This window comes from Arenibacter sp. S6351L, from assembly GCF_023016025.1.
In the GTDB taxonomy this organism is placed as follows: Bacteria; Bacteroidota; Bacteroidia; order Flavobacteriales; family Flavobacteriaceae; genus Arenibacter; species Arenibacter algicola_B.
Window position 1 is genome coordinate 157,748 of the sequence record NZ_JALKBB010000008.1, and the last position, 18,794, is coordinate 176,541.

The 18,794-nt window shown below is 40.6% G+C and carries 14 protein-coding genes; 6 read left to right on the forward strand and 8 right to left on the reverse strand.

The features are described 5' to 3' along the window. Positions 1–11: 11 nt before the first annotated feature. From MWU82_RS09100 to MWU82_RS09130, 7 genes are all read right to left on the reverse strand, one after another. A complete protein-coding gene (locus tag MWU82_RS09100) occupies positions 12–968 on the reverse strand; it encodes an alpha/beta hydrolase (RefSeq protein ID WP_247096159.1) in 957 nt (318 codons plus the stop codon). Then, entirely contained in the window at positions 965–1,918 is a 954-nt protein-coding gene (locus MWU82_RS09105) for an alpha/beta hydrolase (RefSeq protein WP_247096160.1), read from the reverse strand. The genes MWU82_RS09100 and MWU82_RS09105 overlap by 4 nt, the downstream gene beginning before the upstream one ends. Before the next feature lie 175 nt (positions 1,919–2,093). Continuing rightward, complete coding sequence (locus MWU82_RS09110; protein WP_215945932.1) at positions 2,094–2,984, reverse strand: bile acid:sodium symporter family protein; 891 nt, start codon at positions 2,982–2,984, stop codon at positions 2,094–2,096. Between the two features lie 309 nt (positions 2,985–3,293). Continuing rightward, complete coding sequence (locus MWU82_RS09115) at positions 3,294–4,322, reverse strand: polysaccharide deacetylase family protein (protein WP_247096161.1); 1,029 nt, start codon at positions 4,320–4,322, stop codon at positions 3,294–3,296. Between the two features lie 20 nt (positions 4,323–4,342). Continuing rightward, positions 4,343–5,266, reverse strand: a complete 924-nt coding sequence (locus MWU82_RS09120; protein WP_247096162.1) for an alpha/beta fold hydrolase — start codon at positions 5,264–5,266, stop codon at positions 4,343–4,345. After that, a complete protein-coding gene (locus MWU82_RS09125) occupies positions 5,247–6,632 on the reverse strand; it encodes a PhoPQ-activated protein PqaA family protein (RefSeq protein ID WP_247096163.1) in 1,386 nt (461 codons plus the stop codon). The genes MWU82_RS09120 and MWU82_RS09125 overlap by 20 nt, the downstream gene beginning before the upstream one ends. A 32-nt stretch (positions 6,633–6,664) precedes the next feature. Continuing rightward, the gene (locus tag MWU82_RS09130; protein WP_247096164.1) at positions 6,665–7,951 is read right to left on the reverse strand and encodes a hypothetical protein; all 1,287 of its coding nucleotides are present in this window, start codon (positions 7,949–7,951) and stop codon (positions 6,665–6,667) included. Between the two features lie 303 nt (positions 7,952–8,254). On the opposite strand from MWU82_RS09130, the gene MWU82_RS24255 reads away from it, so the two are divergent. From MWU82_RS24255 to MWU82_RS09160, 6 genes are all read left to right on the forward strand, one after another. Continuing rightward, entirely contained in the window at positions 8,255–9,208 is a 954-nt protein-coding gene (locus MWU82_RS24255; protein ID WP_215945927.1) for a PKD domain-containing protein, read from the forward strand. 51 nt (positions 9,209–9,259) lie between these two features. Beyond that, positions 9,260–12,661, forward strand: a complete 3,402-nt coding sequence (locus MWU82_RS09140) for a SusC/RagA family TonB-linked outer membrane protein (protein ID WP_247096165.1) — start codon at positions 9,260–9,262, stop codon at positions 12,659–12,661. A gap of 17 nt (positions 12,662–12,678) precedes the next feature. Beyond that, a complete protein-coding gene (locus tag MWU82_RS09145; protein WP_215945925.1) occupies positions 12,679–14,337 on the forward strand; it encodes a SusD/RagB family nutrient-binding outer membrane lipoprotein in 1,659 nt (552 codons plus the stop codon). Between the two features lie 241 nt (positions 14,338–14,578). Further along, positions 14,579–15,700 (forward strand): metallophosphoesterase, encoded by a 1,122-nt coding sequence (locus MWU82_RS09150; protein ID WP_215945924.1) that lies wholly within the window; start codon positions 14,579–14,581, stop codon positions 15,698–15,700. A gap of 14 nt (positions 15,701–15,714) precedes the next feature. Then, a complete protein-coding gene (locus MWU82_RS09155; RefSeq protein ID WP_247096166.1) occupies positions 15,715–16,986 on the forward strand; it encodes a hypothetical protein in 1,272 nt (423 codons plus the stop codon). 17 nt (positions 16,987–17,003) lie between these two features. Beyond that, positions 17,004–17,663, forward strand: coding sequence for a hypothetical protein (locus MWU82_RS09160; RefSeq protein ID WP_247096167.1), 660 nt, complete (start codon positions 17,004–17,006; stop codon positions 17,661–17,663). 262 nt (positions 17,664–17,925) lie between these two features. Here MWU82_RS09160 and MWU82_RS09165 read toward each other — a convergent pair whose 3' ends face one another. Next, positions 17,926–18,774, reverse strand: coding sequence for an AraC family transcriptional regulator (locus MWU82_RS09165; RefSeq protein ID WP_215945921.1), 849 nt, complete (start codon positions 18,772–18,774; stop codon positions 17,926–17,928). Between the last annotated feature and the right edge of the window lie 20 nt (positions 18,775–18,794).

Sequence of the window (18,794 nt, forward strand, 5' to 3'; positions counted from 1 at the left end):
CTTCCTATATTTTAATTTAATGGGATGTATTTTTCAAAAAACCGATCCATGTGGTATTGGCAATAAGCATTCACTTTTACCGACGCATCCATGGTATGTGGCCACCCTTTTAGTTTGTGGTAATACGAAATGGCACCTGCTTCTTGTAGGGTGGCATGTAATATGTCCGATTGTTCATAGGGCACTAATTCGTCCAAAGTACCTTGGAATGTTATGGTCGGTGGAATGTTTTTTGAAATTAAAAATAAGGGAGAGGCCTTTTTATACAGTTCAGGGGCCTCCTCGTAGGATTTGCCTATTAAATATTGAACCGAAGAGGCATTGATAGCCGTTTCATCGGTTAGGTTGGAAGGGCCGTAAAAATTGACAACTGCCTGCACTGCGGCGGATATTCCTTTTTCATCCACATCTTCCTGTGTATTGGAATAGGCGTTCATTAAGGCCAGATGTCCCCCGGCGGAACCGCCTACCATCGCTACTTTGTAGGGGTTTATATGGTACTGGTCTGCATTTGATTTTAACCACCTTACCGCATCTTCTACATCATGAAGCTGGGCAGGATATTTGGCAACACTGCTTAATCTATATTGTACGGTAGCCGTGATATATCCTTTCCTTGCATAACTAATCAAATAGGCTAAATAATCGTGTTTGTCACCTTTTTTCCAAGCTCCGCCGTGAATAAAAATAATTAATGGAGCATCCTTTTTGATCGCTTTAGCATGGTAAATATCCAATTTGAGTTGAGTGGAGTCCAAAGTCTTATAGACTACATCTTTGTATTCCTCTATATCTTCTGGAATGGGGAAGTCGGTTTCTATTATTTTTAATGCCCCGGTTGCATAGGCTATTTTAAGGGTAGTATTGCTGGAGTATCCTTTTGGGGGTACGGAGACATCATATTGTTTTGCCTTACAGCCCAATAATAAGGCTAGTGAAACTATGGGTATGAATATATTTTTAATCATAATTTTAAATGTTTTTCCAAGAATATATCTGTATGATATTGAATGTATGAGAACACCTTTGCTGAAAGGTCCATGGCATGTGGCCAACCCTGTAATTCATGATAGTAACTGGGCACCCCAAACGCTTTTAGGGTTTCATGGAGTTTTTTGGATTGCCCATAGGGAACCAGTTCATCCAAAGTGCCGTGAAAGGAAATGGTAGGAGGGGAGTTTTTATTTACATACGCAATAGGTGAAGCCTTTTTGTACATTTCCGGGGCTTCTTCATAGGTTTTTCCAAATAATCGATGTACCCGTTTTTCCTTTTTTGCAATCTCGGTCGTTAGATCGGAAGGCCCGTAAATATTTATTACGGCCTGTACATTGGTGGGTATGCCATTGTCATCCACTGAATTGGAAGAATTGGTATAGGCGTACTGCATGGCCAAATGTGCCCCAGCAGAACCACCAGCTATAGCTATTTTTTGAACATTGATGTTGTATTCCTTGGCATGTGATTTCAGCCATTGTACAGCATCCGAAACATCAAGGAGCTGGGCAGGGTACTTTGCCACTCCGCTTAATCTGTATTGTATTGTTGCTGTTATGTATCCCTTCTGGGCATAACTGATTAAATAGTGTAAAACATTGCTTTTCTTTCCTTTCTCCCAAGCACCGCCATGTATGAAAATAATAAGGGGAGCCTCTTTTTTTAAGGCTTTAGGATGGTAGATGTCCAGCTTTAATGATGTGCTGTCGATGGTCTTATAGACTAGATCCTTATGTTCTAGGATGCTTTCCGGTATTGCTACCTTGGTAAGGGTTGGCTCAATGGCTCCTAGCGTGTAGGCTACTTTAAGGCTGATGTTATTTGCAAAACCTTTGGGCGGCACTGAAGGATCGTATTGGTTCGGTTTACAGCCAACAAACAATAAAACCATCCATAAAAAAAACACTATTCTAGCGGCCATAAATGATTATCCTTAAGGTTTGGATTTTTTATTGTTGCCCAAAAAATTTTTCAGATTTATTGTTTTGCTGTTCGCCAGGGGACCTGGAATAAGGCTAAGAAAGGAAATGACAAAAAAGATGAATAAAACAAGGATAACAATAAATAGATTTTTTTCCATCTTCTGTTTGTCAGGATTAATTGGCCGAGTCTTTTTCCAGGCTTAATCCATCTTTTATCCCAAGTGGTTTCCTGATAAAAATAATTACAGTGGCCGTAACGAACATTAATAAGCCGTAAATGGCAGGCACAATAGAGTATTCGGCATTGTTCAAGGCAATTGTGGCCAATGTTATTGCCAGGGTTCCATTTTGGATTCCCGTTTCAATGGATATACTTATAGCCTGTGGTCTTGTTAGTTTAAAAAGTACTGCCATTAAAAATCCTAAGGTCATGGTACTCACATTGAGCAGTATGGCCGGTAGCCCTGCCTCATTTAAGTAGCTCATAAAAACATCCTTGACGCTAATGGTCACCCCAATGATTACCAACACAAATATGATGGCAGAAGCTATTTTTACAGGTTTCTCCATCTTGTTCGCAAAGGCTTCAAATTTACTTTTTATTAGCATGCCAATTCCTACCGGTATGATCACAATGACCAATAATTGTTTTATCATGGTTATAGCATCGACTGAAATGGCCATACTCTCATTGGAGAATTCTTCCATTGCAAATTGAACAATGAAAGGAATGGTTAAAATGGAAATTATACTGGATACAGCCGTTAGGGAAACGGACAGGGCCAAATCACCTTTGGCCAAATAGGTCAGCATATTAGAGGTTGGTCCGCCAGGGCAGGCCGCCAATAACATAATGCCGATAGCAGTAGTCGGGGACAAGCTGAGGGAAATGGCAATAAAATATCCTATCATTGGTAACAACAACATCTGGCAGATAAGACCTATGATCATAGCCTTTGGATAGGTTACCACTCTCTTAAAATCGGAAAGGGTCAATGATAGGCCCATTCCGAACATAATAATGATCAAGGAAATGGCAAGGATAATTCCAGAGGTAGAATTCATGACAACTAGGTTTTAAAGTAAAATATTATCTTTTTTCCCATAAAGGGGATATACACAAATAAAACTTATTAAATATTATTTTCCTTATTATATTTTATTGGATTTGCATTATAATTTACCAGAAAATAGAACATATGTTAATATTTCTGTTAAAAGGGTTAGAATAATTTAGATTTTAGGTTTGTTTTAGTTTCATATTTATAAGAAAAGACCGGTAAGGTCTGTTTGCCTTTTCCGGTCCTAAAATTAACTTGCTGTCAAGTGAATATTTCCTGTTCTTCTATATTGGTGAATATTCTTTATGTGTGTTTATTTCTTGGAATTGAAACGGGTCATAATTTCTTTCCAATTAGTAAAAATTATCCCCTCTTCTTTGAAGAAATTGATGAGGTCTGGATCGCCAAAAATCTGTGATTCCCAAACCCGTTGTTGCCATGATCCCGTAATGCCCCTAAGGTTATCGGTTTCTACGGAGGGGTGAAAAATGATTTCTGTTAGTCCGGGAGGTAAGGACTTAATCAAGGTCTTAAAAGCTTCCACCTTTTCTTCATAGGAATCCGCCTTTGGTGCACTGGAAAAAAAGTCCAATTTGGGCAAGGTGTACTCTTCGGTCATCTTTACCACAGAATCATCCATAGGATACCCCTTTGCTCTAAACTCTGCCAGAACCGATGGTACGGATATATCTATGATATTTGCTGGAATGCCGTATTCCTGGGCCACTTTCATGTAGGCCTTTACATAACTGGGGTCACCGAACAGGGTGCCCATGTGGGTGTCTATATGGTCCGGTCTATAGCCCCAGGCTATGGATTGTTCAATTTGGGCCCGTATTTCTTTTTCCACCTCCTCGGCCGAAGCATGTTGCACTACTTCCGGTACGCTCCTCCATAGTTTGTCTTCAGGATCCAATAGTCCAGGTACTTCTGCATCTGGGGTAATAGGTCCCCAGCGATGTTTTTTCCATTCACTGGTAAGCGTAAGGTGTAGGCCAACATCCATAGCAGGGTTTTCCTTGGCCCAATTGATGAATTCTTCGGCGTTGGGACAGGGTATCATCACGGCAGCGGATTGTATTTCCCCCTTGGTCAATTGTTCCTTGGCGGCAATGTTGGCTTCAGGACACATCCCTATATCATCTGCATGCAACATGATTACCTTTTTTCCGGCAGGCCATCCCAATTTTTCGGCCCAGTTTTTTGCTTCTAAGGTTGTTTCCAGTTCTGCAGGAGTGTTGTTAATGGCCTCTTCGGCATTTTTTTTCTTTTCCCCACAACTAATGAGTAATAGTGCCATAAAAAGGCTCATGAACAAGGAAATTGGATATGACTTTTTCATTTTATTTTTGATGTTTTAATTTATAAATATTTTTTAAACCAGTTGAGCCCGTCTCCGAAAATGATGTCCAACGGGGCATCCCTGTGCTTAGCATCGTACCATATGATCTCTTTTGGCTCTTGTGCTGCTTTAAAAAGCAGGGTGCTCATTAGGGGAGGTACTATTTCATCGTTTTTTGCATTTAACATGAGGAACGGTCGGGGCGCAATCTGCTTTACAAAATTTAATGGCTCAATGATACTTACAAAATCTTTTGCATCCTTGGTCAGGGCTTCTTTTTCGTACAGTAAATTCAATTGTCCACCAGCCAATGCCACAATAGGAACTTTTATGCGATCATCTATTCCGCAAAAAATGGTGCCTGTAATGCCACCCAAACTGATACCGTAATATCCTATTCTATGGGCATCCAGTTCTTCCCTTGTTTCAATAAAGTCGACCGCTCGCCTTAGATCGAATACAGTCTGACTAATAATATCCCTGCTCCAATGTTTGTAATTTCCGGTAAGGCTAAAATCATAAACATCCTCTTTCCGTTCCCCGTGTTCGCTAAAATCGATCCTTAATACCGCATACCCATTTTTAAGGAAGAGATCGTTGCCATAAGATACATAATCTACGTTCTTGTTGTCTCCAAGACCGTGCATTAAAATCACAACCGGTAGGGGACTGGTACCGATTTTGGGCAGGCTCAAAATTCCTGTCACTTTTTTATGGTGTACACTATTGTAAGTTACATGATACAACTTAAAGTCTGTAGTATCTTTTAAAAGGTTCAGGGAATCCTTTAACGGTATGGTCTTGTCATAGGCATAATATTCATTGACCGGTAAAGTTGCACTCGTATCGCTGGCATAAATGATGGTAAATGCCAATAGTAATAGAATGGCGATAATTCCTGAAAACCAATATATACGTTTTTTACTAAAGGATTTCATCGTCATCAGCTACATACATTCTAGTGCTCTTGGTGTATTTTCCACCATTGGGATCAGCATATTCCAAATCGATATAAAAAGCCTTAAAGCCACTTTTAGGGAATTTTACCTGCTGAAAAATGTGGTCATGGTCTTTGGAATCTATTTTCTTTGAAGTCCATTCCTCGTCCCTGAAGTCCCTGTCCGACGAATCTGCAGACCATATGTAGGCGTTTTGAAGTTCATCGGAGGTGGTTTTGACCGTTAGGGTAGCCGATGTTTTATCGGTTGTTAGATCGTAAGCCAAAGTGGCCTGAGATGTCTTGTTCAACGATTTTCCCCAAAAGGCACTTAAAGCCCTTATAGCCTGTTCGCCACCACCCAGATCATGACCGGCATTGGGTACATAGTGAATGTAATTTTCACCAGGAATATCATTGATGTAGTTCTTAATGGCATCTACTGGCCAGTATTCATCATTGGTGCCAATAAAAATTAATTTTGGCATGGTTAAATTGGCCCTGTAAGAATAGGGATCTACCATTTGGGTCAAGGCTTTACCATCCTCTGTACCTACGGTTTGTGGAATTTCCAATTGTATGTAATCATTGATCTGTATACTATATTCGTTCCAAGCCGTAATATGGTAATCCAAACTAACGGGCATATTTAAAACGTCTATTACCATTGGGGCAATTGTTTCCACCCTTTTGTCGTTTGCTCCAGTCAACCATGTAGTCCAGCCCCTTTTAGAGGCTCCGGTTACCGTAAAGCGTGTTACCTCTTTTTGAAGGTTTTTGCTACTAAACTCCTGAACAGCATCCATAGCTCTGACCGCACTTTTTACCATAGGGAATAACAAAGGCCATGTGGGGTCTTTGTCATTTTTGTAATTGTGCAAGGTGAAGGAAATGAGTTCGTCTTCCGTTAGGCCATCGTATAGAGGTTGGTTGGGAACCTGCCTAACAATAGCCACTATGGCCTTGTTCTTTTCGGCTACTTGGGCAAAACTGATGGATTTTTTGTCCTCTTCATTAGACGACCAATTGGGTATTCCCTCTTTTATACTCCCCCCTGTAATCATTAGAAGTGCTCCGTCATGGGTAACTTCTTTAGGGACCAATATGGTGAGTTCATGGGTCCATACATGCTCCCTCCATTTTTGGGAGGTCAGCATAAGTTCATAGGCGGTTACATCCTCTATGGTGTAATTCTCTTTCAGTTCCCATTTATAGGTTTTGTCTTCATTGTTCAAGTAGCTTTGCAATGCGTTGGAAGGAGTTATTTCAGCTGCGGCAGGAGCAACGTTTTCCGCCAGTTTTTTTGGGCTGTCCTTGCAGGAAATAATACATAGTAAGGACATTGATAAAAAAATAGAAGCCAATTTGTTCATTTGGATCTTGTGTTAATAGTTAAGGAATTGTTTTACTTATCAGGTGTTGGACTGTTTTGGATGAGGGTCAATAAATCATTGATGAGGATTTCTCCTGTTTTTTCCCCTAGACTGGTGCGACTTACATACATATATCTTTTAAAACTGTTAAAATCTTCTTTGGTCAATATATACCCAAAGGCATCGTTGGTCAAACCAAAAAGGAAAGGATGTTCCGTGGGCATATTTCTTTTTAAATAGTATCCTATGTTGGGTAGGGCTTCCCCAGGTATGGTCAGGATTTGGGCAGATCCAATATTCAATAGGTTAAGGGTTGTGCTTACATATTGGTCGGAGTTACCCATTTTTAAGGGGGAATTATTTAAGATGTATCGCATCATTTCCGAATCTATTGGGAATTCGGCCTGTGTGGAGGTGCAATAGAGTTTTGGGTCCTCTTGGATTTCGGCCTCAGATAAAATCCTTAAGGCCTCATCTGCCAAAAGGTTCCCAATTCGCTGGCATTCTGCCCAATCATTGGCTTCCTTATCATTGTCCAGCCTATTGTCTGCAGTGACCATTCCGCCTTGGGCACCGTTCATAAACAGGGCCATTCCTCCTGCCTTGGCTTCAATTCTATCGTACAGGGGGCCAATAAGATCCGGACTAAGTATTCCTTGATCACTGCCTATTACCTCTGGATGAATGGCATAGTTTACCAAAGTTACTATGGGTAGGTCTTTGTTTTTGCCTTTGGTGCCTAGTGCCTGTATTATACCGCATCTTGGGTCGTACAATTCAGGGGCATAGTAGTTATAGGCTATTTTGCCTTTGGCTTCGCCAACTGCAATTTTTAATTTGGCGGGTTCCAAGTTTGAAGAAGCTTCATTTACGGCATCCGCAATTTGGGTTACACACCAGTCTAGATACTTTAAATCGGCTGCATAATTACCTTTTTCGTCGGGGAAGGCATATGCATCGGGGGCACTATGGGTATGTGTGGCACCTATTAATATATTGTTGAACGGAATGTCCTTAATTAATTTTCTTGCTCTATTGCCCAGTGCTGCCGGCCATCCCAGATTGTCGATATTAACTATGGCAATTTTTTCTGTCCCCTTTTCCAATACCATGGCCCTAACATAAAGGTCTCCTTTTTTTTCAGTTGCTGGTTGAGGGGTGCCAACTCCCCCGGAAACCGAAATCAACGGGTCAGGGGTAATTATTCGTTTGGCCGCACCCGCCTTTAGTTGTTGGGAATGGACATTAATAGAAACTAAGAAGATAAAGATTTGAAAGGTCAATCTTGACTTACAAGCTTTGTAAGAATTATTTTTCATAAATCTTCACATTTAAATGTTAAAAATGCTCTTATTATGCATGCATAAAACTTAATAAGAATATTGACTTATTTCACAAAAATATATTTAATTTCTTAAATCGAGGGGTAATATTTAATGCATATTTAATAATATATCTGAATTGTATTGAAAAATTTAAATATATTTTTGGTAAATGCGTAATCAAACGGTCTTAATATTAACATATCGTTAACTAGGGGTTATCAAGTTGGTAACACGATTTTGGTAAATGGTAATTTTTGATCTTTGACTGCGAAAAAAACTAACTAAAAACTGTGATTTATGACTAAAAAAAATCTAATACTGTTGTATGGAGTTGTATTTTCGATGGTGCTTTCCCTGTCTTCCTGTAGCTCAGATGATAGTTCCAGTTCGGAAGACATTCCTCTTACCGCTGATATTTTTCAAAGTGTCGTGGGGAAAAAAGTAGCCTTCCAAGGGTTGACCAACAATGCCGCTTCATGGACGTGGGATTTTGGGGATGGAACTACAAGCAGTGAGAAAAACCCGGTACATGTTTATTCTGAAGGTGGATACTACGTTGCCAAGTTAACGGCAACATCTTCGGATGGAAGTTCAGTAAGCACGGAAGTGAATCTGGCCGTAGATTTAACTCCTTATATATTACTTACCGGTGGGCCTACAGCTACCAATGGTAAGACTTGGCGTTTGGCCAATGCACATTCCCCTGGGGATTATTTTGCCAATGCAGATGCAGGCCTTACCCCATTTGATGGTGCTCCATACCCTCTTCCAGGAGGTATATTGGGAGCTGGTTTAGGATTGGGTGAAGTATATCAGGATGAATATACCTTTCATTTTGATGGAAGCTATTCCATGGATTTAAAAGATGGAGCGGCTTTTAGTGGTTTGGTATATCAATTCTTGACCACTGGCGGACAAGGGATCAAAAACCCCAGTTCGGATCAGGATTTTGGTTTGTGTACCGGTTATTACACCCCTGAGCCCGATGCTACCTTTACTTATGAGGAAAGTACAGATTTGACAGTGTCTTCGGTATATGCTCCTCCAACTTTTGCCTTGACTTTTAGTGGTGTAAGTACATTAAGTTTTTCCGGAACTATGTTTTTGGGGCTTTTGGATTATGAACGAAAGGTTATGATTCAGGAAATAAAGGACAACACTATGAAGGTGGTCATGTTTATTTCTGCTTCTCCGGATTATGCTCCGCTTAATACCAATGCGCTAGTATTAACTTTTGAGGCTGTGAAATAGTCTGTAATGTGGAAAATCAAAAAGAAAAATAACTAACTACAATATAATTCTATGAACACATATTTAAAAAATAAAGTACAGAGGATTGGGCAGATATGCTGGATTTTGATGGTGTTGTGCTCGACTTCTGTAATGGCTCAGTCTGTTCAGCATACAGTATCGGGCAATATAACGTCTTCTGAAGATGGAATGCCATTGCCAGGGGTCAGTATCGTGCTAAAAGGAACTACCCAGGGGGTGTCCTCGGATTTTGATGGGAACTACAGTATTAATGTACCCAATGGTAATGGTGTCCTTGTTTTGACCTATATAGGTTTTGAGGCCCAAGAGGTGACAGTGAATGGAAGAACTTCCATTAATGTCACCCTAGAGCCAGGAGCACAGGCCTTGGATGAGGTAGTGGTAACGGCTTTGGGTATTAAACGTGCGGATAAATCTTTGGGATACTCCGTAGAAAATGTAGCTGGGGAAGAACTTACAAGGGTTGCACAAGAAAACGTGTTGAACTCCCTATCCGGTAAGGTAGCTGGGGTTACTCTAAACTCTACCGGTGGTACAGGTTCTTCCGTAAGTATGGTGATTAGGGGTGCAATCTCCTTAAGCTCGGATAACCAGCCATTATTTGTGATAGATGGGGTGCCCATTGCAAACTCGGTAAATAACGTGGGTGGATTCGGTAACGATAACCGTGTGGATTATGGTAATGCCATCTCGGATTTGGACCCAAATAGCATTGAGGATGTAAGTATTCTTAAAGGACCTAGTGCAGCTGCGCTGTATGGTTCACGTGCTGGTAATGGAGTGGTATTGATCACTACAAAAAAAGCAAACGAAAAAGAAAAGATGAAAGTGAATTTCACTTCCAATACCGTCTTTGACGTTCCTTATAAATATTTGGAGCAACAGACGCGATTTGCCTCAGGGTATTTTTCCTTCTCGCCGGAATCACAGGGTGGAAGTTACATAATGCCGGCAATAGCGCTTTCTGGAGGTAACTCGGGACCGGAATTGGATAAGGGGTATTTTGCGGTGCAATGGAATGCGCCCTTGGATGCCAATGGAGTTCCTATTCCTACAGAATTGAAATCTTATCCCAATAATATTAAGAATTTTGTGCAGACAGGAATTACAACCACCAATAGTTTAACGGTAACCAATAGTACAAAAGCGTTGAATTATAGATTGGGGGTAACCAATATGGAAAATACTGGTTTGGTTCCCAACTCTGATGTAAACAGAAATAGTTTTTCATTGTCCGCTACATCCAATCTAAACGATAAATTGGAGATAAGTACCAATGTTAACGTGGTTCATAGTTTTGCCGATAATAGGCCGGCTTCCAACAGGGGAGCAAATCCTTTACAGTGGGCTTATGCCATGCCGGCTAATATTGATATAAGGAGCATTAAGGATTACGATTTGCCTGGCACCGACGTGTTGAGCCTATCCAATGACTATAACAATCCATATTTCTTGGCCAACGAGGTAAATAATAGTTATTCAAGATACAGGGTATTTGGAAATATGGCCTTGGATTGGAAATTATCGCCTTCCTTCAATATAAGGACCAGTTATAATTTGAACAGTTATAACCAGACCCAAGAAACTAAAATGTCTCCAGGTTACAGTGGGGAAACCAATAATGGTACTTACGGTATTTCCAAGACCGATGGAGTGGAGACCAATGTGGATCTTTTGGCCACTTTTACCAAGGAATTTGGAGATTTTGATATGTCAATTTCCGGAGGTGGCAACCTAATGTATCAAAAAAGTTCTGGTATTAGCAATTCTGCAGCCTCAAGGGTTGGTCTTGTTGTACCCGATCTATTTACAATTAGCAACATTGCCCCAACGGCTTTGGTATATTCCAGTTATATGAGTGAACGAGGAATTAACAGTGTGTACGCTTTGGGTAATTTCGGATTTAAGGATATGTTGTATTTGGATGTTACCGCAAGGAACGATTGGTCCAGTACATTGCCTGTAGAAAATAGATCTTATTTTTATCCATCGGCTTCCCTAAGCTTTTTGTTAAGCGAAGTAGTGAATATTCCCAAAGTTGATCTTTTTAAGCTTAGAGGTGGTTGGGCCAGGGTAGGTAACGATACCAGTCCATATCAGTTGGGAGCTTATTACAACAATGCGGGGCAATGGGACAATGCTGTTCTTTATAGCGCTCCTGGAGGTTTGAGTACTCCGACTTTGGAGCCGGAAGAGGCCACTTCAAAAGAATTTGGTGTGGATCTGACCATGTTCAATAATAGATTCCGATTTGAAGGTACATATTACACAGTGGAAAACAGAAATCAAATTGTTCCTAGTGTGCCTATTCCAGGGTCTTCGGGTTATAGCAGTGTAAGTATAAATGCAGGGGTCTTGGAAAGTAAGGGTTATGAATTTTCCTTGGGAATTACTCCCATAAGAACGGATAACTTCAATTGGGATTTAAATTTAAACTATACTACCAATGAGTCAAAAGTTTTGGCCCTAGCCGATGGAGTGGATTATATAGAGTTTTGGAGCGAGAACAAGAGTGTATCCAGAGGTTATGTGGCCAATCCGGCCACGGGCGAGGATGGTTTGGTCGGAAATTTGTATTCTCCGAAGATCCAAAGGGTGACCGATCCAAATTCTCCTTATTTTGGATATCCAATGTTGGGTGAAGGTGAAGATGCAGAATGGTTGGCCGAAGAGGAAAGGGTGAAGGTAGGAAACTACAATCCTGATTTTGTAATGGGGTTACAGTCCAGTTTTTCCTATAAGAACTTAACCTTGAATATGACATTCGACTGGCGATCAGGTGGTCAGTACATGTCACAAACCTCAAGATATATGACAGAGGATGGCTATAGTCAGCAATTGTTGGATAACTTGATCGATCCTGGAATTAATCAGACCGGTCCTGAATTGAAGCAATGGGTATTGGATAATGCCGATCTATTAATCTATGGCGAAAACTTTATCTCTATTGGAGGTCCTCCGGGCAATGGAGGTTTTCCAGAGGCCTTTTCAGGAACAGTTGTTTATGACGGGGTTTTCAATGCGGGGGTAGTAGGTTATCACGATGAAAATGGTAATTTTATTTTGGAAAACGAAAACCTAGGTCTAGATGGAACGAATTTTATTCCTTTCTCTGTTGCCAATGCATGGGATTTCGGAACACCACATATGTTTGACGCGGACTATATTAAATTAAGGGAGATATCATTGGGTTACGATCTGCCCAGTAAGTTTGTGGAAAGAGCAGGCTTGGACAATGTAAACGTATCTGTTTATAGTCGGAATATTATGTTGTGGACCAAGGATTCAGCTTTCGGAGTGGATCCGGAAAGAGCTTACCAAGCAGAATCCGGACAAGATAAGCGGGGAACCCAATTTAAACAAGGTATAGAACGCTATAATGTGGATCCATGGGTTATCCCAGTTGGTTTTAAAATTGGTATAACATTTTAATAAAAAAAACTAAGATCATGATGTATCAGATAAAAAGTAAAATGGCCTTATTGGTATCGGGACTTATAGTTTTGGTCTCTTGTCACGGCTTGGAGGACCTTAATGAAAATCCCAATAGAATTGGTTCGGATAACGTGGATCCCAACCTATTGGTGCCCACGGTAATTAGCGGCGCTGCGAAAAACACCTTGAACCTGGGGTTTGGGGATATCGCGGGGGTCATGCAGCATACCCAGAAAGATGGTTGGTCCGGTGGACATAACTCCTATGATTGGAGCAACGACTCCCATAGTTGGAATGGATATTACAGCTTGTTGACCAATAATAAAACCTTGATTGAAAAGGCAGAAACCGATAATTTGGAATTTCATATAGGGGTAGGTTTGGTAATGAAGGCCTATTTATTTGGAATGATAACCGATTTATGGGGAGATGCCCCCTATTCCGAGGCGCTAAGGGGAGATGAAGGAGCAGAATTTTTTGATGCGGCCTTTGATGATCAAAAGGACATCTATGTGGGAATCCTGGCGGACTTGGCAAGGGCCAATACCCTTTTGTCCAAAAGCCAGAGTGCATATTTTAGTATTCAGGAAGATCAAGATGTACTCTATGGTGGTAATGTTTCCAAATGGAGAAAATTTGCCAATTCATTGGCATTGAGATATTATATGCGATTATCTGCAAAAGAGCCGGGGTTGGCGGAAGAAGGTATTAGAAGGCTTACCTCCAATGCTGCCCAATATCCGTTGATATTGGATGCCTCTGATGATGCCGCCATGTCTTATGTAGGCAACACAGGAAGTGATTCCTGGCCTACCAATACCCAATTCGACAATAGCCCTAACGGAGCCTATTTTAGACTTAAAATGGCAAAAACCTTGGTAGATGCCTTGCAGGAATTGGACGACCCTAGGTTAGGGGTTTGGGCAAATAAAGTTGAGATACCTTTGGTATTGGATCCAGGTGCCCCGGACGGAACGGATGAAATTGTAAACGGAGAGAGACGTATTTCACAGGACATCGTTGACGCTTACGTGGATATAGTAGGGGAACCTGTAGATTATGATAAAGAATATATAGGTCTTCCTACTGCAATGGTATTGGCTGGAGCTTATAATCTTAAAACGGTTGGATCCCTTCAAGGAAGTGCCAACCCACATGCTTCCCAATTGAATGATATTTATAAGGCCGCTAGTGGTCCGTTGTTAAAGGCCCGCTTACTCTCGGCCGCTGAAGTACATTTCATTTTGGCGGAAGCAGCGTTAAAAGGCTGGGTGAGCGGTGGTCCAGAGAGCCATTATAACGAAGGAATTAGACAGTCTTTGGTTACCTGGGGCGTTGGTGGTGAGTATGATGATTATATTGCAGGAGCTGCCTATGGTGGATTGGAAGATATCATGGAGCAAAAGTGGATTGCCAGTTGGTCCGCTGCTACTGAATCCTGGTTCGATTATAGAAGAACCGGTTTACCCGATCTTCAAGTGGGCGTTGCTACTAAAAGGGATGCCTTGCCACTGAGATTTTATTATCATATCAATGAGATAGACACTAATTCCGAAAATGCCGATGCTGCCATTCAGAAATTGGAAACTACGGAATACAAAGGTGAAGATACAAGTAATAACAGTGCATGGTCCAAAATGTGGCTATTGCAGGGTACTGGAAAACCTTACTAAAATTTTTATTTGAGTTAGTTTAGCAGCTATTTAAAGGAGGCATTCCGTAAGGACTGCCTCTTTTTATTACAGAGATTCGTAATTCAAAGGCCATGGGCTCATTGAAATGCCATAGTCTAACAAATCCCCTCTTATTATCGGAGTTAGGGTTTTATTGGTCCGATCCAAGGGTTTAAAACCATTTATTAATATATTTTTTCTAATGTCGGATTAATTATTCCGAAGTTTAAAATTGAAAATCATGCAAAAAGTATTATTCGCATCCCTCTTTTTTATCAGTGTCCTAGCTATTGCACAAGAAAAGGAGAAAATTGCCTTGGGTCCTTATATTCAGCAAATGGGAACCAAGGATGCCACTATTTGTTGGTCAACCCTGGAAAGTTCGCCTACCATTACGGATAAGGACGGAAATGTAACGACTATTAGGGAATACAAACACCACAAAATTCATCTAGGGGATCTGGAGCCCAATACAGAATATCAATATGATGTACTTAACGACGGCTCGGATGAGGGCAAAGGTACTCTGACTACTTACCCCGATGAAATTGTACCCTTTAATTTTGCAGTTACTGGAGATTCTAGGAACAGGCACGATGTGCATGCCAAAATAGTGGCCAAAATCATGGAGACCAATCCAAGGTTTATTATCAATTCAGGGGATTTGGTGGCCAATGGAAGGTCTATTAGCGATTGGGAAGCCTTTTTTGGGGTTAACAAGGAGCTTATGAGAAATACGCCCTACTATCCTGTATTGGGCAACCATGAAAAGGATTCGCCCTATTACTATGATCTGTTCGATTTGCCCAATAACGAAAAATACTACTATTTTACTGTTGGAGATGCCCTTTTTATTGTTTTGGATAGTGAGGGGAAACAAATTTCGGAGCCCGATTTTATTTCCGAAAAAAATAGTGATGCTTTCTGGCAAAGTGCCTTCTCGGAGTATTTTAATACCCAGAAAAAATGGTTGGAAAATGTTTTGGAATTGAATAAGGAAGCGGGATTTGTATTTATTTTTCAACATAAACCATTGTACAGTGCCATGAAAAATAGAAAGGCTGAGGCCGAACAGACCCGTAAATTTTGGGGCGACATTTTTGAAAGACATAAGGTGCAGGTATTCTTGAACGGTCATGATCACCATTATCACCGTGCCACTAAAAATGGCGTGCATTATATAACTTCTGCCGGAGCAGGAGCGCCATTATATGATATTCAGCTTACCTTGCCAGAAACTAAGAAATCGAGTAAAATAGAACATTTTGTCAATGTACAGATCAATAAGAAAAATGCCTATTTGTATGTGACGGACATAAACGGCGATGAGATTGAAACTGTGGAAATAAAAAGAAGAAAATAATCTTGGACAAAGTCATGGAAACAAAAAAAATAGGTATACCGATATTAATCGTTGGGATGGCACTCGCTACAGCTTGGGCCATCCGTGGTCAGTTTGGACATGAGCAGGGTGCTGCATTCGCAGGGGCAATAGGAGGTCTGGCCCTGGTCATGGTTTCTGGCAGAAAGGATTGGTATAACAAAATGATGTTGGTGGCTTTGGCATCGTCAGTAGGTTGGGGAGCCGGAGGAATGATCAGCTATGGTATGGTGGTAGGCTATGGTTTCGCCGATAACTTTGTTAACGCGTATTACGGCTTGGGGATGCTTTTCGTTATTGGAGGTTTATTCGGTTTATTGGGCGGAGGCCTAGTAGGCTTAACCCTGGATTCTACTAAGGAAAACAGGGTAAGATGGGGAGCCTTGCTATCTGAAATGACGGTTGGAGGAATTATCAGTTATTATTTTTTAATAGAGCAGATCGGTTTTAAAATGACACCTCCGAGATCTGAGGCCTGGGCTGTGTGTTTTGGTGCCGGATTGGCCATGTTGTGGTATATGGCCAGGGAAAAGAGAAACTCGGCGATTAGGGTGGCTTTTTACGCTATGCTGGGCGGGGGTATTGGTTTTAGTTTTGGTAATTTTTTACAGGTACTGGGAAATACGTGGGAAATACCGTTTAACATGTGGAACGTTATGGAATATTGCATCGGTTTTTGTGGTGGCTCGGGTATGGCTTACGGGGTGTATAGTTCCAAGTGGCCTAAAGAAACTACAAAGGCTACGAAATGGGAAAATTGGTCCGCCCTAATTATTGTGGTGCTCTTTGTTCCATTGATCGTTTACAGGGAATCATTGACCCAGTCCCATATTGCCAGACGTTTGGAGAGTTTGCCCAATATAGAATCCATTGCCTCTACGAGTACCATAATGGTCCTTTTGGTGTTATTGGCAATGGTGGTATCCATCTTTTGGAGATTTAAAAAAGAAGAATACTCGCAGAAAGATGTTTCGATTACATTTTTTACCATGCTAATAGCTTATACGTTTATGAGCTATGCCGTAACGGGAATTTTTGGGGGAGAAATGCATCTTAACCATCATCTTTATGTAGTGAATATTATATTGATTTTTGCTTTGCTCCGTTCCGGTAGTTGGCAGTTCAACTATACGGAAATAGATAAGGTAGACCTTAAAAAATGGATTGTTTATTTGATTATAGTACTTGGTGTAATTGCAATTCTGGCTTTGATAGCCATAAGCGTGCACGGTGACTTGGGGGACAGGGATAGATTTCCTATGAATTAAATTGAGGATTGGTTTTAATGGAGGAAAGCGTACAAAGAAAATACCTGAAGATTATTTGGATTGTTTTAATTATTTCTATGGGCTATGCGGTCTTAAGGTATAATGTGGTGGGAACTGTAGCATGGAAAGATGTGCCAATATTTATTCTGAACAAAGGGGTGTCCTTGGCCGCAATAGTATTGCTCACTTTAAGTTTTACTATTAGGCCACTGACCCATTTAGGAATTCGGGCTTTAAATTTTGGGTTGGAAAGTAGAAAAATCTTGGGGATATCAGGTCTGTTGTTAACCATATTTCATGTACTCCTTAGTTTTTTGATTTTTAATCCCCACTACTATCCCAAGTTTTTTGATAGCGATAATACCTTGTCGGTCGTAGGGAATTTTAGCTTGCTCGCGGGTATGGCCAGTTTCATGATATTGGGGCTATATCACTGGTGCTTTAGAAATCGCTCTAAAAACAAAGAACTACTGATAAATATTATTACTTCAAAGGAATTCCTGTTGGGGCTGTTGTTCATGTTGGGAACACATCTTGTTTTTATGGGATATTCTACTTGGACCAGCCCTTCAAAATGGCAGGGGAGCCTGCCTCCAATAAGTTTAATTTCTTTTGTCGTGGTACTTTTCGGCTTCGTCATAAATGTATTTGGTCGCACTTCAGTTGGAAAAGTATAGGTGGTTTACTCAAGACGAACTGTATGCAACCAAGGAACACCAATCTAATGCAGCACTTGGAAACTTTTGTCCTAAAGGCACTGGGCCGGAAGGTTGAAAAAATTTAACAATAGTTACTTATGTATCCAATGCTTCTTTTTCAATGTAGAAGGGTAAGCTTAATGAGAATTTGTTGTATTGCAAAAAAAAGTGGATTAGTTCCTATTGCATGGCCAAATTAGGCGCCGATCACTTGGTATAGAGAGGCTGGGCCAACCATAAATCACCTAAAAGTCTTTCGGTAATCCGAGGGGGTTTTGCCCATAATATGCTTAAAATAATGGTTAAAATTGGCTAGATTGTTGTACCCGCTTTCAAAACAGATCTGTGTTATCTGCTTATCGGTTTCCGCCAGCAATTTGGCAGCTATGCCAACCCTAACGCTTTTTACATATTCCATAAAGGTAAGGTCTGTCTTCTTTTTGAAATATCTGCAAAATGAACTGGGTGCCATATTCAATACAGCAGCGGCTTCTTCCAATTTAACGCCTTCCTGTATGTTTTGAAAAACGTATTCGTATACTTTATTTATTTTATCCAGATTCTTGGAGAAAACTGCAGAACTGTTGTTGGGATTGGATAGGTTTTCCCGTTCATCTATCTGTAATAGAAAATTAAATATTTTAAGCATTTCAATATAATATTCCAAGCCTTCCAATTGTGTCATTCGTTCAAGGCTTTGCCTAATGTGGCTGTCATTGTCCAATTTAAAACGGAGTCCGGTGTTCGATTGCTTTAAAAGATCTACCACCTGTTCCAGCTCTGGCATCCTAAAAAAGTCGGAGTTTATAATATCTTCCGAAAAGTGGGTAACAATGCAAAAGGGGTCATTTCCCTTTTCAAAATCCAAGGCTTCCCAGCAGTGGGGCAAATTAGGCCCAAGGAGAACCAGATCGCCTTTTTCAAATCCGGAAATATTGTCGCCAACAATTCTTCGGCCCGATCCCGAAGTAATAAAATTTAATTCAAAATTCCTATGGGAATGAATTCTAGCATTTGATGCCAAGGGTAATTTTCTTGATATAAATGAATGCTTGTTGGGTACAAATATTTTTTCAAAAATAAATTCCATGGCTTGGTATATTGACAATA